Consider the following 19215-nt stretch of genomic DNA (forward strand, 5'->3'; position numbering starts at 1 on the left):
GGGGATAAAAGTCATGTTACATAAATTCGGATTTTCACAATATGAGAGCAAGGTGTACGAGGCGTTGGCGTCGGCGGAGCAGCCGATGGACGCCACGATGATCGTGAAGCATTCCGGCGTGCCCAAGGCGAAGATATATGAAGTGATCTCCCGGATGGTGGAGAAGGGGATGGTGCTGGAATCCGTTTCGGAAAAAAAGAAGCTGTATACCGCATTGCCACTTCCGCTCGTGATCGAGAAATTAACGTCAGAGTTTCAGTCGGACATTCAGGAGCTGGAGCAGCATAAGGTTCAGAAAGCAGTCATCGACGACCATGTCTGGAGCTTGAAGGCAGACTCATCGATCGGATCCCAGTTAAAGCAGATGATGGAGAATGCAGAGCGCTCGATCCGGTTTTCGGCGTGGGAGGACGATTTCCACAAGTATCTGCCTATCCTGCTGGACAAGCAGCAAAATGGCGTCAAAGTGGAAGGTGTCGTGATTGGCGATACGCCTGATGGCCTGCCCCAGATCGTCCCTATGAAGCCTAGCGAGCAGCATGTCATGCTGGAGCGGTTCAGGCTGCTGATTGTAGACGACCGCGAGGTCGTATTCGCCGGCGTTGAGAATGATTCGTGGCAGGCGATCAAGACCCAGTCACAGCCGTTTGTGCGCGTGTTTACGGACTATTTCCATCACGATTTGCTCCTGGCGAAAATAACGGGCAAATACAATGATATTCTGCTGAACGACGAGGAGATTATGACGGAATTGCTTCAGTTGAAATATTAAGCGCGTCACGTGAAAAACGGGTGGACCCGGATCCATCCGTTTTTTGTATGCAAAAAATAGGGGTTGATCCTCATTTTGAATTAGGTTACCATTGCAGTAGTAACCATAAGAGACATGGAACAGAGAGATTTTTACAGAGGGGAGTTACATGCTGCATGAATTTTAAAATTTACATTCTAGCGATCGCCTGCTTCGTGACCGGAATGGTGGAGCTGATCGTCGGGGGGATGCTGGATCTCGTTTCATCGGACCTTCATATTTCGGTGAGCACAGCCGGGCAGTTGATCACTTTATATTCCGTGGTATTTGCCGTATCGGGACCTGTGCTGCTGGCGGCAGCTTCGAGGGTCGAACGTAAACTGCTGTACCAATGCGCCCTGCTGGTCTTCATTGCCGGCAATGTGCTTTCGGTCGTCAGCCCGAATTTCACGATGATGGTGATCGCGAGAATTTTGTCGGCGGCGAGCGCCGCGCTCATCACCGTGCTGTCTATCACGATGGCCTCCCAGATGGCGGAACCGGCGTACAGAGCCCGGGCAATCGGCGTTATCTTTATGGGAGTCAGCGGCTCCCTCGTACTGGGCGTACCTGTGGGCATGATGCTGGGCAACGCTTTTGGATGGCGTGCTCCGTTTGTTATGATTTCCATTCTGGCCGTTATATCGTTTATCGCGGTGCAAATTTTTATTACCAAAACGCCTCCCAGCGAGACCGTGCCGCTGCGGAAGCAGCTGGCATCCTTGAAAAACGGCAAAATTATTTTTGGCCAGCTGATTACGATTTTGATGCTGACCGGACACCTGACCTTATATGCTTATCTGACGCCGTTTCTGCAGGAGACGCTGCACCTGAGTCCTTCCATGCTCAGCCTGTTTTATTTTATTTTTGGCATCGCGGCTGTTCTTGGCGGCGGGGCAGGGGGCTGGGTCACCGACCGGTTTGGGCCTGAGAAAAGCATTCTAACCATTGTCAGCGTGTTTGCCGTGGCCATGCTGTTGATGCCGGTATCTACGGTTTCGGTGTATGTCTGCCTGATCGTGATGATCGTCTGGAGCATGCTCAGCTGGTCGATCTCTCCTTCGATGCAGAGCTACCTGATCAAAGCGGCACCGGAATCGCCGGACATCCAGCAGAGCTTGAACAGCTCGGCATCCCATATCGGTATTGCGCTGGGGTCGGCGATTGGAGGCATGGTGATCGAAGGATCGTCGGTGTATTACAACGCCTGGGTTGGCGTTATTTTCGTCCTGCTCGCATTGGGATCCGCGGTGCTGTCGATTACATGGAAAAAGCGCCGGGTCGAGTCCCGTGCGGCTGCGGGCGTCCAGGAAACATCATGATGGAGGTGAATTCCGCAGTGGCGGCACAGCGGAATGTCAATGGAACAACAGTGGAATATGGAGCCCGCCAAATGCATGGCGTTGACCGTTCAGTTGATGCAGGGTCGGATCTGCCCTGTGACCGGCGGTGATGAAGAAGCAGACGGCTTTTACCAAGAGTTGGGGCGGTTTGCCCAAGACCCCGTCATTCACGAGCTGATTGAGAGCGGAAGCTTTGAATTGGTTGACGTGGGAGATGCCGATATATTTGCTTACAAACGAAGCATGGATCAGCATCGGCTGCTGATCGTAGCGAATATGAACAAGGAGGAGGCGGCATTCCGGGGTGACGGAATAACAGGCGGACAGAAAATGGTATCCGTCTATCCGGATACCGTTCCATCCGAAGCGATGCGGCTGCGGCCGTATGAGGCGTTTGCGGTATTGATCAACGGATGAAGGAGGGGAATAATCCCTCCTTTTTTTGTGCAATGGTGGAGTGTTTTAGCATAAGGGGGTATCTTAATCGGTGCTTAGTTGGAGTTGGATTGTTTAAGGTGGCCGCCCATCGCTTTTTTATAAGAACTGCCCCATTCCCTGATCTGCAGAATGACCGGTTTGATCGTCTGGCCGAACTCGGTCAGCGAATATTCCACCCTTGGGGGGACCTCAGGATAAACCACTCTTTGGACGATTCCGCAGTCCTCCAGCTCCCTAAGCTGAAGTGTGAGCATGCGCTGCGTAATACCTGGAATGATCTGACGCAGTTCGTTAAAGCGTTTGGTGCCGTCCAGAAGGGTGTACAGGATCATTCCCTTCCACTTGCCCCCAATGATATTCAAGGCGACTTCAACCGAGCAGCCCTGGAGATATTCGGCGCGGAGTACACCATATTCCGGATTTTTCTTCAACCCGATCCCTCCTCATAAGTTACAAGAAGTATACTGTACCACAAAAATGTGCGTACTTACTTCTCTCCATTTTAGCACATATAATCAGATCAGCAGCTGCATACATGGACTAAAGGAGAGAAAAGGATATGGAAAATCAAGCTTTAACAGGCCGACAAGCTTCAGCTTCACCTTCTGTAGCGGGATACCGCTGGTGGTCCTTGACCGTCATCCTGTTTGCGACCTTTATGGCAATTCTTGACGTATTTGTTGTGAATGTTTCGATACCCGATATTAAAAAAGGCCTTTCGTCAACCGACGGGCAAGTTGAATGGGTGGTGACTTCCTATACGATCGCTTATGCTGTTTTATTGGTGACCGGCGGGCGGTTGGGCGATTATTGGGGGAGAAAACGGATGTTTCTCTGGGGAATGACAGGTTTCACCATTGCGTCCGCTCTTTGCGGCATGGCCCCAAGTGCTGAGCTGCTGATTGCCGCGCGGGTACTCCAGGGCATGTCGGCAGCTATGATGATTCCGCAGGTTCTATCGACCATTCAGGTGCATTTCACCGGAAGAGAGCGGGGGATTGCGCTGGGCATATACGGCGGGGTGATCGGTCTGGCATCCGTTGCCGGGCAAATTATAGGCGGTTTTGTGCTGGAATGGAACATCGCAGGACTGGGATGGCGGAACGTATTTTTTATTAATATTCCATTCGGAATCATCTCCATCGTCGGATCCATGATCGTACTAAAAGAATCACGCTCGGATTCGCCCGTCGTCAAATTGGACATCATCGGTCTTTCGTCCATCACAGCGGGGCTGCTGCTCCTGATATACCCGCTGATCAGCGGAAGAGAGTCGGGATGGCCCTGGTGGACCTATGCATCCTTGGCATTGGCGGCACTTGTCATCTCGCTCGGTCTGGCCTATGAACGCCATGTGAAAAAGAAAGGAAGAGTACCTTTCATTCAGCTGTCTCTTTTTCAATACCCTGCTTTTACAAGAGGTCTGCTTGTGACATTAGCCTATTATTCCGGCAACGCCGGCTTATACTTTGTTCTCGTCCTGTTTCTTCAGCAGGGGCTGGGACTATCGCCGCTGGCATCAGGCTTAACTTTTCTGCCGCTCGGAATCGGGTTCGCCGCATCATCCATGCTTGCCCAAAAGCTGGTCAAGGCTTTTTCCGAAAAAGTCGTATATTGGGGCGCGATCCTAATGCTCGTCAGCGATCTTGCGCTGATCGGTCTATTATATGAATCGGGAGAACATGTAAGCAAAACGCTGCTGTATCTGCTTATGCTCCTTGTGGGAGCTGGCCAGGGAGTCATTGCTCCCCCGCTGCTTCAGACGATACTTTTCAGGATCCGCCAGCAAGATTCAGGGGCTGCCTCGGGGATTCTGACAACGATGACCCAAATCTCTCAGGCATTAGGGATAGCGATATTGGGCGGTGTGTTTTATACTCTGGCGGATCACCACGGGTACGTTACAGCGTTCAGAGACGCGCTGTGGGTCCTGCTTGCCTTAGGCACAGCTGTGCTGATTGGTTTAATGAATTTGATTCGACTCCATAAATGAGAGCAAGGGCTGACTTAGAAGCACTAAAGGATAGCTTAAGGGCTTCATCGGAAGGATATACAGAATTCTACACCTCAGAGATAAGCCTTCCGATGAAGACGATATACAATAGGCAAAAGATCAGCATCATATTTAGCAGTATGATACCAAATGAGAGAATGATTTGCTTTCGACTCCCTCCAGGGTAAAGTCCGGCTATGCCCCAAAGAAAAAACAGGTGGCGGCTATGAGCAGAAGACCGAAAGGGTCCAACCGAATCCGTTGTCCAATTCTGAATGTGAGGTTTGGGGTTGTCATGAGGAGGCTAAACGCAATCCAGCAGACGAGGGCAACGCCTAATGATATGACACCGCTTCTTCTCATATTTCTCGCTCCTGTGGGTTATTTAATACCAAGTATACCCAAAGACGGGTCACTGTCACGAAAAAAACACTTGATAATGAGATTCATTATCACTTATGATACTTAAAGAGATATCTTTCACGTAAAACCGGATGGATCATGGATGTACATATAGGTTTTCGTAAAAATAATGAGACTCTAGCCTAGATAGAATGAACCAGTGGAGGGGACATACGATCATGAAACTCAAACTTAAAGGATCACTGCTGCTCGCGCTGCTGATGAGCTTTACCGTATTGGCCAGCGCCTGCGGCGATAAAGCCGGCAATTCAAATATAACCGAATCGGGAGCAGCGGCAGGAGGGAATGGCACTGCGGATACCAAGCAGGAACGCGTGCTGACGGACGCGCTCGGCCACGAAGTGAAAGTGCCTGCTAATCCGCAGCGGATCATCGCATCCTATTTGGAAGATCATCTGCTGACGCTTGGCGTCAAACCGGTTGCCCAGTGGTCGACTGGCAAAGGTTCCGTGCAGTATTACCTGCAGGATCAGCTGAACGGCATTCCGGAAATCTCTTATGACCTGCCATATGAAGCCGTCATGAGCTTTACGCCGGATCTGATCATTCTGAGCAGTGCGGACATGGCGACGGATGACAAATACGAGCAGTACTCCAAGATCGCACCGACCTACGTCGTAGGTAAAGAGAAGAGCAACAATTGGCGCGAAGAATTGAAGGCGGTTGGCGAAGTGCTTGGTAAGAGCAAGGAAGCAGAGGAAGCCGTTCAAACTTATGATAAGAAAGCGGCGGACGCCAAGGAGCAGCTTCAGAAGGCCATCGGCACGCACACGGCAGCGGCACTTTGGGTGACGGGCAAAGACATTTACGTGTCAAGCGACCACTTGTCCAGCGGCTCGGTGCTGTATGATGATTTGGGACTCGCGAAGCCTAAATTGGTAGAAGAACTGTCCAAAACCGGCACGGCGAGCTGGAACCAGGTTTCGCTGGAAAAATTCGCGCAAATGGACGCCGATTATCTGTTTATCGTCAACAGCCGCGGCGTATCGAAGGATGAGCTGCTGAAGGATCCGGTATGGGCCAACATCCCGGCCGTCAAGGAAGGCCATGTGTATGAGTTTGACGATCATTCCAGCTGGCTGTACTCGGGAACGATCGCCAATACGCAAATCATCGATGACGTGTTGTCCAACGTCGTCAAATAAATCAATGAAAACTTGTAACGCTCTACATTAGAAACTAAGGTTTAGAAGCCTCGGTTCCGGCACCTTCTGTCGGATTCGGGGCTTTTTTCTGTCTTCTCCACCGGATGCCACCTGAAATTTAGAAACCTTAACTAAAATTTGAAGACTATTTTTCATAGGAACCGCCGCCTATAATTAGTACCTGAAAGGGCTTACATAAGAGATTTCAGAAACGGGGTGCTTTCCAGAACATGAATGCAAGGGCCGGTATCGAAGCCGAGTGGGAACCTGCCGCCGAGAAGGCGAAAGAGAGGAAGCTGTGGCGGAAAATTGTGGGCCAGCGCTATCTGCAGATTATGGCTCTGCTGGGCGTCGCCTGGATGATTGTTTTCAATTATATCCCGATGTACGGGGTCATCATTGCTTTTAAAGAGTTCGACATTATTCACTCGATCTCTTCGGCTCCGTGGGTCGGATTGGATCATTTTAAGGAATTCCTGGAGGACGACAGTCTCGGATACGTGATCAAAAATACGCTCGGGATGAGCCTCCTGAAGCTGGTGATCGGGTTTCCGCTGCCCATCCTGTTCGCACTCCTGCTGAACGAAATCCGTTCGATCGTGTTCAAAAAGTGGATTCAGACGATTTCCTACCTGCCTCACTTTTTGTCCTGGGTCATTCTGGGCGGCATCCTCGCCACTTGGCTGGCGGATGTGGGCATCGTCAACAAGGTGCTGATGGCGCTTCATCTGATTGATCAGCCTATTACATACCTGGCCGAGCCCAAATACTTCTGGTCCATCGTCGTCACTTCCGACATCTGGAAGGAGATCGGCTGGTCGGCGATCATTTACCTGGCGGCGATTTCGAGCGTATCTCCGGAGCTGTACGAGGCGGCTACGATCGATGGGGCGGGCCGGATGCAAAAAATGTGGAACATTACGCTTCCTTCGATCAAAGGCACGATTTCCATTTTGTTCATTCTGGCCGTCAGCGGCATCCTGAACTCCAACTTCGACCAGATTCTCGTGCTGCGCAACTCGCTGAACGAAACGTCAAGCAACGTCATAGACGTCTACGTATACAACGTTGGTCTGGCAGAGAGCCGGTACTCCTACGCGGCTGCGGTCGGACTGATCAAAAACGTGATCGCTCTCGCGCTGCTGCTTGGAGCCAACAGCATTACGAAACGGCTTAACAATACTTCCTTATTCTGATGGGACGGCGGTGACTCTTCGTGTATTCATTCAAACGCCAAAGCGCTTCGAGCGCGATCTTTGAAATATTCAACTCCGTGCTGATGCTGATCGTCTGCTTCGTCACGCTGTATCCGATCTGGTACGTCATCGTGAACGCATTTAATGACGGGGCGGACGCGATGCGGGGCGGCATTTACTGGTGGCCGCGGCAGTTCAGCCTGGACAGCTTCCAGGCCGTAATCCGCAGCGAGGGCATCATGACCGCCATGGGGGTCACGGTGGCCAAGACGCTGATCGGTACCCCGGTGCATGTATTTTTTACCGCGATGGTGGCTTATGCCTTTTCCAGAAGGGAGCTTGTCGGACGCAAGCTGTATATGTTCATCGGCACGGTGACGATGTTCTTCGGCGGGGGCCTTATTCCGTATTACCTGCTGATCCGGGATTTGCACCTGCTGGACAATTTTCTGGTATATATCATACCTGCTGCATTCAGCTTCTTCGACCTGATCATCTTCCTGTCGTTTTTCCGGGAGATTCCTCCGGGACTGGAAGAAGCGGCGAAGATCGACGGGGCGAACGATTTTAAAATTTTCTACAAAGTCATCATTCCGGTATCCATGCCAGTGGTGGCGACAATCGCCCTCTTTCACGGGGTGTACCAATGGAACGATTACTTTACCGGGATGATCTTCATTAATGATACGAACCTGCAGCCGATCCAGACGTATTTGTACCGCGTCGTTGCGCAGTCAAGCTCCAACCAGATGCTGGCATCCATGCCAAGCGGCATGGCGGTGTCGGTGACGAGCCAATCGCTGAAGCTGGCTACCATGGTCGTTACCACCGCGCCGATCGTCTTCGTGTACCCGTTCCTGCAAAAGTATTTTGTAAAAGGCTTCATGATCGGATCGATCAAGGAGTAACCGGGAATCCGGGTTAATTCATAGTTATCAGTCCCGCCTGGCGGGAGTGTTAATAGATTAACGAAAGAAAAGGGGTTAGAATCCATGAGCAAATCGCGCAAACTCATGACTTCCATGATCGCTCTGACCGTCGTGTTCACGATGGCGCTGTCCCTTGCGGGCTGCTCCGGCGGCAAGAGCGAGACAAACGGCGGAAGCACCGCCGCGACAAGCGGAAGCACGGATGCGAAGAACACGTCGTCCACGGGCGGCGGGGAAGCCAAACCGAATCCGGATGAGCCGGGCTGGAAGTCGGACAACGCACCAATCACGTTCGACTGGTACATGAACTTTTCGTGGTTCAATAAAAAATGGGGCGGCGACGCGACTGCCGAATATGTCACCAAGAAGACGGGCGTCAGCATCAATTTTATCGTTCCGGCGGGTAATGAGAACGAGAAGCTGAACACCATGATCGCCTCCGGCAAGCTTCCGGATTTCATCACGCTTGGATGGAGCGAGGAAGCCGTCAAGAAGATGATCGAGGGCAAGCTCGTGCTTCCGCTGAACGAACTCGCCGATCAATACGATCCTTACTTCTTCAAAGTAGCCGACCCTGCTAAACTGGGATGGTACACGCAGCCGGACGGCAACATCTACGGTTATCCGAACGCATCGTCCTCTCCTGAAGATTACAAAAAGTACGGCTCGAACTTCACGTCAAACCAAACGTTCGAGGTTCGCAAGGACATGTATGAAGCCATCGGCAGCCCGGATATGAGCACGCCGGAAGGGTTCCTGAACGCGCTCAAGCTGGCGAAGGAGAAGTTCCCGGAAGTGAACGGCCAGCCGCTCATTCCGCTCGGACTGCATGAGTTCAGCGAGACCGGCAACTATTCGCTCGAAGGGTATCTCCAGAACTTCCTGGCAATCCCGCAGCAGAAGGACGGCAAGCTGTACGACCGCCGCCTGGATCCCGAATACATCTCATGGCTGAAGACGTTCCGCAAAGCCAACGAAATGGGACTGCTCTCGAAGGACATCTTCATCGACAAGCGTCCGCAAATGGAAGAAAAAATCGCGCAGGGCCGCTACTTCGCGATGCTGTACCAGCGCTCCGACTTTGATGCGCAGAACATGTCGCTGTACCAGAAGGACCCGAATTCTGCGTACATCGCGATCAACGGTCCGGCCAACTCCAAGAAGGACGCTCCGACCCTCTCCGGTCCTGGCATCTCCGGATGGACGCTGACCCTGATCTCCAAGGACGTGAAGGACAAGAAGCGGGCGATCGAGTTCCTGACCTACCTGATCAGCGAGGAAGGCAACAAGGACCTGTTCCTCGGCGAAAAGGGCGTGACCTACGACAACATCGACGGCAAAGACCAGTTCCTGCCGGAAGTCGTGAAGCTCCTGAATACGGACCGTACCGCGTTTGACCAGAAATACGGCGCGTCCTACACCTACTGGATGCTGATGGATACGAACATGAACCTGCAGTGGGCACCGCCGGGCGTCGATCCGCAGAAACAGATGGCGGACTGGACGAAAGGCAAATCGATCAGTATGTCCGAATTCGACAACCTGGATCCGCCGAGCACATCCGAAGAGGGGATTGCCGGCAGCAAAAACGCACGGAATTGGGGTAAACTGCTGCCGAAGCTGCTGCTGGCCAAATCGGATGCCGAGTTCGACGAGATGTGGAACAACTACATCGAAGACCGCAACAAGAACAAACAGGACAAAATTGACGCGTATCGCCAAAAGGCATACGAAGAGAACGTTAAAAAACTGGAAGCGCTCAACAAATAAGCGCCTTCTGACACAGGCCTGGAATCCGCGATTTTTGCTCGCGGATTTTCAGGCTTATTACCATAAATGGGCTGGGTGGTGCTTGCTGCTATGATCAAACTTGCCCGGAATCGAATGGCCAGGCTGTCGACCGCCATCGGCCGGATGCCGATTCAATTGAAGCTGATCCTATCGTTTATCTGTATTATTTTGATCCCGATCACCCTGGTTTCCTGGTATTTATTCAACGGGGTATACCTGAATACGATCAAAGATTTGACCAAGAAAAACCAATATATTCTGGAGATCGAGAAAACGAACGTGGCCAACAACATGCAGGTGATGGAACGGACGGCCCAGCTGGCCATCTCCAACAGCGAGATCAACGAGTATCTGCAGAGCCGGGAGGAGCTGGATACGGCCGATTTGATCGATTTTAAAATGAAGACGTTCTCCAGCTTTCAGTACTATCTGTTTAACAATCCGAACATTGCCAACATCCGGCTGTATTCGGAAAACCCGAACGTGAGAGAGTTTTGGCCGGTTATTTTCAAAGAATCCCGAATCAAGAACAAGCCCTGGTACCAGACGGTTCTTCGGCGCAACGGACTGGTCTGGTGGGAGATCAGCGCGACGAATAAGGACGTGATCAAGAACAGCACGGTGGCCAGCGATCAGGTCGGCGATTTTGTCACGCTGCTGCGCGAGATCAAATATCCGAACGATAAGCATAACGGGATCCTGGAGGTGACGATGGAGCTGAACAACTTTTTTATGAAAACCTTCAGCAGCGTACAGGATACAAGCTCGCAAATGATCGTGGTGAACCGGGAGGGCAAGGCGTTCACCAACCCGTCCTTGAGCCTGATGCAAACGCTCCCCGTCGAAACGATCATGGCCGAGTTCGCCAAGCACGGCAAGAAGACCGACCACGAGTTTACCTTTACCTATAACGGGACGCCATATTTGTGCATTCCGAGCGATATGGAGCCGCTGGACAGCTATCTGTTCAACGTCGTTTCGCTAAAAAGCGCTTTGTCGGACGTCAGCAAACGGCGGAATACGATTATCATTGCCACGATTATTCTGATCGCTCTGCTGTCGGCCACGTCCTATATGCTGCATTCCTTGATTTTGAAAAAGCTGAACATTTTGCGCGATTCGATGAAAAAAGTACGCAAAGGCGACTTTAATTTCGAAATTGATATTACGAGCATGGATGAGATCGGGGAATTGGCGCATCATTTCCGCCAGATGCTCAAACGGATGAATGAGCTGATCGTCGAGGCGGTGAACCGCCAGGCGGCAACCAAGGAAGCGGAGCTGAAGTCGCTGAAAAACCAGATCGACTCCCATTTTTTGTACAATACCCTCGAAAACTTAAAGATGCTTGCCGAAATCGAGGGCCAGTACACGATATCCGATTCGCTCACCTCACTCGGGCGTATGATGCGCTACAACCTGCAGTGGACCAGCAACCATGTGCGGCTGAGGGATGAACTGGAGCATATCCAAAACTACATCGCCATCATGAACATACGCTACGACAACAATCTGGTGCTTAACATCAACGTTCCGCCGGTCCATATGGAACAGGAAGTGCTGAAGATGTCGCTCCAGCCCATCGTCGAAAACGCCGTTAAGCATGGGATGGGTTCCCGTTCCGAGGGCGAAAAGCTGGAAATCGCTATACATGCTTTTGTATCGGGGGACAGCATCATTATCGAGGTCTGTGACAATGGCGACGGGATTCCCGAATCCAAGCTGAAGAAGATCAACCTGATGATCCGGCTGGAAGACGCGGACTATCAGCAAATGCGGAAGGAGCTCAACGACGGGGAAAGCAGCGGCATCGGATTGCGGAATGTCGATCAGCGGATCGTCATGTTTTACGGGAAGTCACACGGGATCCGGGTGGAGAGCGCCGAAGGAAGTTTTACGCGAGTCACGATGACGCTGCCTTATCTAATTCTAGCGGGAGGTGTGCCTGCCCATGTGCAATCTGCTAATCGTTGATGATGAGAAAAATATCCGGGATGGCCTGAAAGCGATGATTCGCCGCGAATTCGGCGACGACTACGCACTGTACTTTGCCGCGAATGGGGAGCAGGCGCTTCAAGTCATGGACGAGACGGAAATGGACTTGGTCATTACCGACATCCGCATGCCGGTGATGGACGGAATCGAGCTCATTAACCGTATACAGGATCAGGAGGCGCGGCCGGATCTGGTTATTCTAAGCGGTCATGACGACTTCCAGTATGCCAAAGCGGCGATCCGCTGCAATGTGAAGGAATACTTGCTGAAGCCGATCGTGCGTGACGAGCTGTTCCGGACGCTGCGGCGCCTTGACGAAGAGCGCATCCGGAAGGGGGAAATCGCCGATCAGCTGCGCGGAACGAAGGCGCTGAAGGAAAATTATGCGGTGAGCCGGCTGCAGTATTTGTTTTTGCAGGAAGGCATGGACGAGCACGCCATTCGGGATGTGGTCCTTCAGGCGGGACTGGATTGGCTGGATGCGGGCGGATACGCCGGGCTGGTCCTCGTCCCGGAACGCTACCGGGAAGCCGGCTGGGACGAATTCACCGCTTATGTGGACCAGATGATCGGCTGGCTGCCGGGTGAACGTTATATCCGTTTTTATGACAAAGACGGCAAACTCGTATTGTTTACCGACACCGCTGCTCCGTTCAACCGTCTGGGAGAGGAGATCATCCGCCAGTCGTCCAGCGCCATCCAGGCCGGCATCAGCGAACGGATGGCGGGAGCAGGGGAGGTGAAGAAAGCTTACCAGCAGGCCGGCCGGGCGTTGAAGTACTTTCTGTTCCAAAACATGCCGGGACTCATTCGAAGCACTGAACTGTCCGGCAAACGGACGGATTACCGCATCCCGCTGGAAGACATCCGAAAAACGGCCAACCTGCTCGGATTGGATCGGGATGCCGAGCTGAGCCGGCTGCTGCAGCATATTTTCGATATCCGGACGATTCTTCAGTATGATATCAGGTATCTGGAAGGGATCAGCCATGCTTTTAACGAGCATGTATTCGACCAGGTGTTTCAAACCTATGGCGAGGAATCCGTCGACATTTTAAAACTCCACAAGCAGGTGGGGAATCTGTACAACTTCAACCATTTTCATGATTATTTTCATAGTCTCGAGAGCCTGCTCTTCCTGCTGAGTGATTATGTGAAACGGATGCGGTCGATGCATTTTGACCAGAGCGAGATTCAGCGGGCCATCGTATATATCGAGGAGCATTTTCATGAAAACTTGAATATGGCCGTCGTTTCCAATCACGTCTCATTGAATTATTCGTATTTCAGCCAAGCTTTCAAGGAGTATACGGGGGAGACGTTTGTCAGCTACTTGCGGAAGCTGCGGATCCGTAAAGCCAAGGAGCTGCTTGGCAGCACGGACCTGAAAGTGTACGAAATCAGCGAGCGGGCCGGGTTCGAGAACGTGAAGCATTTTACCAAGGTCTTCAAGGAAATGGAAGGCGTTGCGCCGCTCGAATACCGCTCGCAGCAGGAGGCGTTAGGGCGGAGGTGAACCCCCGAGACCGGCTGGCGGCTCCTGACTTGCTGTTATGTGTTGGTTTGAAAACCGGGAACGAAGCGAATAAAAAAGGTAACGGGCAGCAGGAAAATTAGATGATGTCGGCGAACATATATTCCTATCATGATTATCATTAGGAGGAGTGTATGTGAATCTGGACAGCGTTGCTAACCAAGCAGCATTTGAGCCATTGGATGAAGTCGTCCGAAAGGCACGCACCGAATACGGTGCGTCAGCTTCATCCATTCTGGTCATACATAACGACAGGATCGTCTATGAGCAATATCATGGATTTCATCATCATAAAGGAGGAGCGGTTCCCGTTATGAAGTCCTCCATGTTCAACATTTACTCCACCAGAAAAACGTATATCTCCTGTGCAATGGCTATGGCGGCGCTGGACAACGGAGTACCGATATCCACCCCGGTTGCAGAAGTGTTGAGCGATTACCCCGGTAAAGATTTGGGGCAGCTGACATTATGCGATTTGGCGACTGCTTCCGGCCCTAAATTTTTTCATGATATGCAATGGGAGAGGGAAGGGATTCAAGGGCAGGTAGTGAGAGCCTTGTCAGGGAAGTCTATTGCGGCGTTTCTGGAGGAGCGCGTTTTAAAGCCGCTCAGCTGCAAGGAAACCATATGGGCTACCGCGCCAACGGCCAGTCTTGTCTGCGACTATGCAACGAATCCAGCCTATGCTACGGTTCGTCTGGAATCCCATGAAGGACATGAAAGAAACATGTATACGAGCACCAGGGATTTGGCCAAGTGGGGGTACCTGTATTTGAAACGGGGAAGCGCGGGAGGTCGTCAGCTGATTCCGTCAGCATTTTATCAGCTCAGCGACGAGTTGAAAGCAATGAATCCGGATCGCCGTATACTGGGGTGGTATCATCGCTCGGATTGGCTGTACGCTACCGGAGCGGCAGGATGCCATGTGGTTGTCTACCCGGAGCATCAGGCCGTAGGTGTCAGAATGCTCAATAAGTATACGAGCCGTTATGAAGACGACCAGAATCTTTTCAATAACGCCCTCCTGCAGTGTCTGCAGCAAGCTGGGACGATGGGCATCCTGTAGCAGAAGGCATTGCCCTTCAGAGGCGTGAAATCCGCTGAAAGCAAATAATTCAAGCGTAAAAGGCTGCCGTGTGGCAGCCTTTTACCGTTACTGGACAAGCAATGAGGATTAGTGATGCTAAGCATCCAACCAGAATTTAGGGATCATGATGTCGACCTCGGATGGCCACGGCGAGCCATTCCACGCCTCATCCCGTAAATGAGGAGATCAACCGCCGCACCGATGATGGCTGCCATGACGATGGAGAGAAGATATGCCGGGAACCGTAAGGGGATAAAGTAGCTGTTCGTTACGAAAGCGTGTTTATCGGACAGCCAGCCCGAATACACCGGGTCATGCAGCAAGGCTTCAAGCAAGGGATTCAGCCGGATCAGTATGATGTTGGCCAAGCCCTGTCCGGAGGCATCCAGTATGCAGGTGAGGATCATACATAACGTGAGCCAAAAAGAAACGCTTTTTAACAAAGACATCCCCGCCTTCAAACTTGTTCTTGTCATTTATAACGCATCCTGCTGCAATTAAGTTATGCACAGCTTACAAGAAGCTGGTTTATTTATATCCAACCATTCTGTTGGTTGGTATAATATGGTGGAGAAGAGCGAGTCTACGGAGGTGGTTGCATGAAAGAGAGGGTGCTCGAGGCTTATACCAAGCTCGCCAAGGACTATGAACTGCATACCGATTCGGACAGCGGCGCCAACGCATACTACGAGCGTCCGGCCATGCTGGAACTGCTGCCAACGGATATGTCCGGACTTCATGTCCTTGATGCAGGCTGCGCAGCAGGATGGTATACCGAGCAGTTCGTTTCCCGCGGGGCATCGGTATCGGCGATCGATTTCAGCCCTGATATGGTGGAGGCGGCCAAACGGAGAGTCGGCAGTCAAGCGGAGATTCGGGTTCACGATCTAAGCGAACCGCTGCCGTACAGTGCGAATAAGTTCGACTTGATTCTTAGTTCGCTAACGCTGCATTACATCGAAGACTGGGATCCCCTGTTCCGTGAGTTTCAGCGGGTTTTGAAGCCCGGAGGAACGTTATTGTTTTCGGTGCATCATCCGTTTATGGACTTTACTGTTTTTAAGAGACCGGATTATTTTGTACGGGAGCTGCTTGTAGACCGGTGGACGAAGAAGGAGGCAGGCAGCGTTGAAGTGACGTTCTTCCGTAGACCCCTGCAGGAAATCGTCAATACGACGTCAAGCTGGTTTGTACTGGACCGGCTTGTCGAACCAAGGCCGGTTCCCGAGTTTCTGGAGCGGCTGCCGGAGTCGGCCGACTTCTACCAGCGGATTCTGCATCACCCGCATTTTTTAATTGTGAAAGCCCACAAGCCGGAGTGAGAGAGGAAGAGTCGCTGCGGTAGGCAAGAAACAATCGGCATAATTTTACTCTGAGAATGGCTTCATTCCAAAGGCCCTGACCGGCCCAAAACGGAGGGTTTGGCAATGATTGTGATCGACCTTATCTTTTTTCTAATGGAGCTGTGTGCACTGGCAGCCTTTTGCCTGTGGGGATTTAAGCTGGATACCGCCTTGTGGATCCGTATCGTGGCAGGAATAGGTTCGCCGATTGTCGTTGCTGTTTTTTGGGGCATGTATGTCGCACCGAAAGCGACCTTTCCGGTGACGCTTCCCGTCCGGGCTGTGCTGCAGCTGATTGTATTCGGTCTGGCCGCGGCTGCGCTGTACGGATCGGGTTATCGAACGGCCGCTGTCATTTATGCCGCTGTCGTCATCGTCGAGATGATCCTTTCTTACGCGTTGAAAAGATAAACACTTGAAGGTGGAAGGAGATCCGCATAAACGATCGACAAGCTTTTTCCCGGTATCCCGCCTGCAGCTTTTTTTGTTTGACAACACCGGCAAACGGAGCTACAGTTATTCATGAACTTGTAAAATATCATACGAAAATCCACTAGGGGAGCTGCGGAGGCAGCTGAGACAAGTGATCGCTTGGACCCTTTGAACCTGATCCGGTTAATACCGGCGGAGGGAAGTGGAGCAGGCCTTTACATACGCAACTTTCTTGATGAGATCCATTCAGGATGACACTGCAAATAGCGGCCGCTCCATTTCGGGGCGGCTTTTTTGTGTTGGCTTCCCCGCGCTCGAACATGCGATTTTCGTCAAAATTTACGGAGGTGCATTATTATGACCCGGTTTACCGAAGAATTGAGACACGCGGCAGATCCCATTTATCAAGCGATCTTCCAACATCCGTTTGTACGGGGGATTGCGGAAGGTACCTTGTCCAAGGAACAGCTGATTCACTATGTGAAGCAGGATTTTGAATACCTGAACGCCTATATCCGGATCTATGGCATTGCCATATCCCGATGCGATTGCCGGCAGACGACCGCACTTTTTAACGAACAGATCTCGTTTATTTTGAACAGCGAAACGCATCCCCACCAAAACTTTTGTGATGTCGCCGGTGTTGCATATGAGGAACTGCAAGGCTATCCGCTGGCTCCATCGGCCAATCATTACATCCGGCATATGCTGAACGTCGCCCACGAGGGGGGACTTGAGGATATTGTAGCTGCCCTGTTACCTTGCCCGTGGACCTATACGGAAATCGGCCAACGTCTTCTGGAGGAAGTCCAGCCGGAGAAATCCCATCCGTTTTATGAATGGATGCACTTTTACGGGGACCGGGAAAGCGGCGTGACGGTACAGCTGCGGCGGCTGCTCGACGAATGGGCGGAGGGCCTTCCTCCCGCAAGAAAAAAACGGCTGATGGAGCATTTTCTGACCAGCTGTCAGCTGGAGTACATGTTCTGGGATATGGCGTTTACGCTTGAGGATTGGCCGGTTTCCCTGGCTGCGGCGGAAGGGGTGGGACGATGACCGCCAATATGTTTCCGTCCGGACTCATCCAGCTTCCTTTACGGATAAAAGAGCAGCGTCCGCTCATTCACAACATGACGAATGTGGTCGTGACCAACTTTACGGCCAACGGCCTGCTTGCCCTTGGCGCCTCCCCGGTTATGGCCTATGCCAAAGAGGAGGTGGCCGATATGGCTCGGGTCGCCCAAGCCGTCGTCCTCAATCTCGGAACCCTGAGCAGCGAATTGGTGGAAGCGGCGATCATCGCCGGCCGATCGGCAAATGATCATGGTGTTCCGGTGTTCCTGGATCCCGTCGGCGCGGGAGCGACCGCATTTCGCACGGAGGCTGCGCTGCGGATTTTGCGCGAGGTCCGCGTGTCTCTGGTTCGGGGCAACGCAGCGGAGGTCGCCCATCTCATTGGTGAATCCGGCGCGATTAAAGGCGTCGACGCAGGTGAGGCGGGGGAATCCGCTCCCGCCGACTTGGCGGCACGGGCTGCACACCGTCTGGGGACTCTCGTCGCTATTACCGGGCAAGAAGATGTGATCACCGACGGAACGAGAGGATACTTGATCCGGGGCGGACATCCGATGCTGACCCAAGTCACTGGAACCGGCTGCTTGCTGACATCGGTGATCGCCGCCTTTGGAGCGGTCGAATCCGATCTGCTGTCCGTCGGCGCGGCCGCCTTGGCGTACTACGGTGAAGCGGCCGTTCGGGCATTTGAGCGGGCAGGCATTGAGGGGCCGGGAAGCTTCCAAATCGCTTTCCTCGACGCGTTGTCTGTAATGGACCGGCATCCGCTGGAGGAAGGAACCATTACCGCTCTTCTGGAGTCGGCAGGAAGGGGATTTGTGCAATGAGCATCCCGAAAGCATTGACGGTAGCCGGTTCTGACAGCGGCGGCGGGGCAGGCATCCAGGCGGATATCAAAACGTTCCAGGAGCTCGGCGTATTCGGTATGTCGGCCATTACAGCCATTACTGTTCAAAACACACTCGGGGTACAAGGCGTTTATCCGCTTCCTGCGGCCGCGGCAGCCGAACAAATGGATGCCGTGGGCACCGACCTCGGCGTAGATGCGGTCAAAACCGGTATGCTGTTCAGCGCGGATATTATTGAGGCCGTTGCAGGACGTATAGCCGCTTTTGGCTGGAGGAACGTGGTGGTCGACCCGGTTATGGTTGCCAAAGGCGGCGCGCGGCTGCTGCAGCAGGACGCTGTTGACGCGCTGAAGAACAAGCTGCTGCCACTGGCAGCTGTCGTTACGCCGAACATTCCGGAGGCGGAAGTGCTCGCGGGGATGGCGATCCGGTCGATGGAAGAACGCTGCGAGGCGGCCTACCGCATCGCGGCTTACGGTCCGGCGATGGTTGTGATCAAGGGCGGACATGACGAAGCGTCTGACAAGGCGGTTGATCTTACCTTCGACGGAAAATCCTTTTCGACCCTGGAAGGAAGTCGGATTGACACGCGTCATACACATGGAACGGGATGTACCTTCTCGGCTGCGATCGCCGCTGAGCTGGCTAAAGGGAGCCCGGTCAACGAGGCCGTACGGACGGCCCGTGAATTCATCCAGGCGGCCATCGAGAACGCGCTCGGCATTGGCGGCGGGAGCGGTCCGACGAATCATTGGGCCTACCGCAGCCAAAAGGAAGGGGCGGCAAGATAAAGGCAGCCGACACCTTATCTGCACCACAAGCGATTAGCACCTGTCTAAATAGACAGGTTTTTT

General features: G+C 52.6%; 18 protein-coding genes and 1 riboswitch. Of the genes, 16 read left to right on the top strand and 2 right to left on the bottom strand.

The window, feature by feature from the left end; genetic code table 11:
- The first annotated feature begins 13 nt into the window (after window positions 1–13).
- The 3 genes from KI379_RS10125 (at window position 14) to KI379_RS10135 (ending at window position 2550) form a co-directional block, all read left to right on the top strand.
- Complete coding sequence (locus tag KI379_RS10125) at window positions 14–772, top strand: TrmB family transcriptional regulator (RefSeq protein ID WP_076167041.1); 759 nt, start codon at window positions 14–16, stop codon at window positions 770–772.
- A 155-nt stretch (window positions 773–927) separates the two neighbouring features.
- Entirely contained in the window at window positions 928–2112 is a 1185-nt protein-coding gene (locus KI379_RS10130) for an MFS transporter (protein ID WP_145134296.1), read from the top strand.
- 33 nt (window positions 2113–2145) lie between these two features.
- Window positions 2146–2550: a hypothetical protein gene (locus tag KI379_RS10135; protein ID WP_212983464.1), complete on the top strand. Its 405-nt coding sequence runs from the start codon at window positions 2146–2148 to the stop codon at window positions 2548–2550.
- Between the two features lie 74 nt (window positions 2551–2624).
- Here KI379_RS10135 and KI379_RS10140 read toward each other — a convergent pair whose 3' ends face one another.
- Entirely contained in the window at window positions 2625–3002 is a 378-nt protein-coding gene (locus KI379_RS10140) for a winged helix-turn-helix transcriptional regulator (protein WP_234489216.1), read from the bottom strand.
- Window positions 3003–3130: 128 nt separating this feature from the next.
- Here KI379_RS10140 and KI379_RS10145 point away from each other — a divergent pair, with 128 nt between their 5' ends.
- From KI379_RS10145 to KI379_RS10180, 8 genes are all read left to right on the top strand, one after another.
- On the top strand, window positions 3131–4564 hold the full coding sequence (locus KI379_RS10145) for an MFS transporter (RefSeq protein WP_212983465.1): 1434 nt from the start codon (window positions 3131–3133) through the stop codon (window positions 4562–4564).
- A gap of 581 nt (window positions 4565–5145) precedes the next feature.
- Window positions 5146–6132 carry an iron-hydroxamate ABC transporter substrate-binding protein gene (locus KI379_RS10150; protein WP_212983466.1) on the top strand — a complete coding sequence of 329 codons (987 nt, stop codon included), beginning with the start codon at window positions 5146–5148 and terminating at the stop codon, window positions 6130–6132.
- A gap of 230 nt (window positions 6133–6362) precedes the next feature.
- The gene (locus KI379_RS10155) at window positions 6363–7328 is read left to right on the top strand and encodes an ABC transporter permease (protein WP_105443321.1); all 966 of its coding nucleotides are present in this window, start codon (window positions 6363–6365) and stop codon (window positions 7326–7328) included.
- Window positions 7329–7411: 83 nt separating this feature from the next.
- Complete coding sequence (locus KI379_RS10160) at window positions 7412–8236, top strand: carbohydrate ABC transporter permease (RefSeq protein WP_373309587.1); 825 nt, start codon at window positions 7412–7414, stop codon at window positions 8234–8236.
- 84 nt (window positions 8237–8320) lie between these two features.
- Window positions 8321–10027 (top strand): extracellular solute-binding protein, encoded by a 1707-nt coding sequence (locus KI379_RS10165; RefSeq protein WP_212983468.1) that lies wholly within the window; start codon window positions 8321–8323, stop codon window positions 10025–10027.
- A 90-nt stretch (window positions 10028–10117) separates the two neighbouring features.
- A complete protein-coding gene (locus KI379_RS10170; protein WP_244879240.1) occupies window positions 10118–12022 on the top strand; it encodes a cache domain-containing sensor histidine kinase in 1905 nt (634 codons plus the stop codon).
- Window positions 12000–13559 carry a response regulator transcription factor gene (locus KI379_RS10175; protein WP_212983469.1) on the top strand — a complete coding sequence of 520 codons (1560 nt, stop codon included), beginning with the start codon at window positions 12000–12002 and terminating at the stop codon, window positions 13557–13559. The genes KI379_RS10170 and KI379_RS10175 overlap by 23 nt, the downstream gene beginning before the upstream one ends.
- A 154-nt stretch (window positions 13560–13713) precedes the next feature.
- Entirely contained in the window at window positions 13714–14643 is a 930-nt protein-coding gene (locus KI379_RS10180) for a serine hydrolase domain-containing protein (RefSeq protein ID WP_212983470.1), read from the top strand.
- A gap of 143 nt (window positions 14644–14786) precedes the next feature.
- Here the strand turns inward: KI379_RS10180 and KI379_RS10185 are convergent, their stop codons facing one another.
- Entirely contained in the window at window positions 14787–15140 is a 354-nt protein-coding gene (locus KI379_RS10185; protein WP_212983471.1) for a hypothetical protein, read from the bottom strand.
- A 123-nt stretch (window positions 15141–15263) separates the two neighbouring features.
- Here KI379_RS10185 and KI379_RS10190 point away from each other — a divergent pair, with 123 nt between their 5' ends.
- The 5 genes from KI379_RS10190 to thiD all read left to right on the top strand — a co-directional run bounded on the left by KI379_RS10190 (window position 15264) and on the right by thiD (window position 19152).
- Entirely contained in the window at window positions 15264–15986 is a 723-nt protein-coding gene (locus KI379_RS10190; RefSeq protein ID WP_145134282.1) for a class I SAM-dependent methyltransferase, read from the top strand.
- A 105-nt stretch (window positions 15987–16091) separates the two neighbouring features.
- Window positions 16092–16418 carry a YrdB family protein gene (locus KI379_RS10195; protein WP_152403722.1) on the top strand — a complete coding sequence of 109 codons (327 nt, stop codon included), beginning with the start codon at window positions 16092–16094 and terminating at the stop codon, window positions 16416–16418.
- A gap of 134 nt (window positions 16419–16552) precedes the next feature.
- A riboswitch (TPP riboswitch) is annotated at window positions 16553–16657 on the top strand.
- 139 nt (window positions 16658–16796) lie between these two features.
- Window positions 16797–17495, top strand: a complete 699-nt coding sequence (tenA, locus tag KI379_RS10200; RefSeq protein ID WP_212983472.1) for a thiaminase II — start codon at window positions 16797–16799, stop codon at window positions 17493–17495.
- Complete coding sequence (thiM, locus tag KI379_RS10205) at window positions 17492–18340, top strand: hydroxyethylthiazole kinase (protein WP_280518754.1); 849 nt, start codon at window positions 17492–17494, stop codon at window positions 18338–18340. Before tenA ends, thiM begins: the two co-directional genes overlap by 4 nt.
- On the top strand, window positions 18337–19152 hold the full coding sequence (thiD, locus tag KI379_RS10210) for a bifunctional hydroxymethylpyrimidine kinase/phosphomethylpyrimidine kinase (protein ID WP_145134276.1): 816 nt from the start codon (window positions 18337–18339) through the stop codon (window positions 19150–19152). The genes thiM and thiD overlap by 4 nt, the downstream gene beginning before the upstream one ends.
- The last annotated feature ends 63 nt before the right edge of the window (window positions 19153–19215 follow it).

Source organism: Paenibacillus cineris, assembly GCF_018333335.1.
Lineage (GTDB): Bacteria > Bacillota > Bacilli > Paenibacillales > Paenibacillaceae > Paenibacillus_AQ > Paenibacillus_AQ favisporus.